The sequence below is a fragment of the Corynebacterium sp. HMSC077D03 genome (genome assembly GCF_001808545.1).
GTDB classification, from domain to species: domain Bacteria; phylum Actinomycetota; class Actinomycetes; order Mycobacteriales; family Mycobacteriaceae; genus Corynebacterium; species Corynebacterium simulans.
The window spans coordinates 1-1,530 of record NZ_KV793664.1 but is presented as its reverse complement, the minus strand read 5'-3'; the positions used below and the strand labels follow the sequence as shown (position 1 = coordinate 1,530).

The window sequence follows — 1,530 nt, the reverse complement described above, 5'->3', positions numbered from 1 at the left end:
GGCTGTGGGGATGTCTCTGTAGAGCTCTCCGCTGCGCATCATGGCGAAGAGGACGTTGAGGCGTCGGCGTGCGAGCGCGACGACTGCGGCGTTATGTCTCTTGCCTTCTTTGCGTTTTCGCTCATAGAATTGCCGGGAACGCTCGTGGAATCTGATCGATGCAAAGGACGATTGCCATAGGGCGTTCTTCAATTTCTTGTTGCCGGCCCGGTTGGGCGAATTCGACATGATCGACGTTCCCGACTGATTCGTCTGCGGCGTCAGGCCTGCATAGGAAGCCAGGTGCGCTGCATTGGGAAAGTCGGACATATCGCCGACGGTCATAAGGATTTGCGCGGCGCTACGTGGGCCGATGCCGGGCATGGACAAGAGAATCTCGGTCTGAGGAATGTCCTGGATCAGCTCGAGTACCTGGGCTTCAATCTCTTTGCGGTGCTCCAGCTTGGCTAGTGCATCTTTGGCGGACATTGCTACGCCAAGTTCCGCGTATTCTGCGCCGGCGATGGATACCGTCTGGCCGTGGATCGCAGCAAGCATGGCATCGATAACTGGTTCAGGATTACGTGCCCTGTGACCACGTGCGAAAGCTGTCAGCCGTGCTTTGCCGACGCGTCGAATCTTGGTGGGGCCACCGTATTTCGCCAGAAGGTGGAGAATCCACTTGCGGTGAATCATCTGCCCACGTAGGACATGTTCGAATGCGGGGTAGGTGCCCACGAGCGCGGATCGCATCTGGTTGATCAGGCGTGTGTAGGCGCGGGCGAGGTCTTCGTCGATACCGTTGAGGACTTTCAGCTGGAGGAAGACTTCCTCAACGCGGTCGACGCTACGCAGGGCATCTGGCAGGTTGAGGCCGGCATGGGCGATGACATAAGCGTCGCGTACATCGGTCTTGGAGTTGCCGACGTGGATACGTGAAAGCTGTCGCATGGCAAGCCCGGGGAGGTAGCGAACGTCGGCTCCCATTGCTTGGGCGACTGCGACGGTTAGCCTGCCGATGTTGTTGGGCTGATCGACGACGACAAGGACTTCGGCGTCATTGGCCAGGAATTTGCCGAAGAGCTTGCGTAGCGAGCCTTCGTGCTGGTTGATGCGTTTGGATAGGACTTGTCTGCCCTGGGGATCGAGGACGCAGGCGTGGTGGAAGTATTTGCCGACGTCCATTCCAATGACGAAGTCATAGGCCATGAGTCTGTGCCTCCTAGCGATGAGTAGGGAGTTGGATTATTTACGCTTCATCGCTGGGGTGGTCGGACATACTGGCGCTGGCATCCACATTACTGTGAGACCTCGTGCCGCCTGGGCCGGGTCAGGTTCCTATTAGCAGTTTGAGTATGTCACTGTCTCCGGTGGCATCACCCCCCGGATCATTTTCTTAACAGGGACAGGAATAAGCCATACCGAAGCCAGCGACTAGTTCCACTGTCCTTTCGGACGGCGGGAACGGACATAAACATAGCCCCTCCCACTCGGGTGGACAGGCTATGAATCTTCGGCGCCCTGGGGTGGAACTGCTAACAACGTAATGGG

1 protein-coding gene is annotated in these 1,530 nt (G+C 57.6%); it reads right to left on the bottom strand.

Annotated features, from left to right (window positions below; translation table 11 throughout):
• Window positions 1-1,188, bottom strand: a 1,188-nt coding sequence (locus tag HMPREF2888_RS02190) for an IS110 family RNA-guided transposase (RefSeq protein WP_061925177.1), incomplete at its 3' end; no start/stop codon positions are given.
• Between the last annotated feature and the right edge of the window lie 342 nt (window positions 1,189-1,530).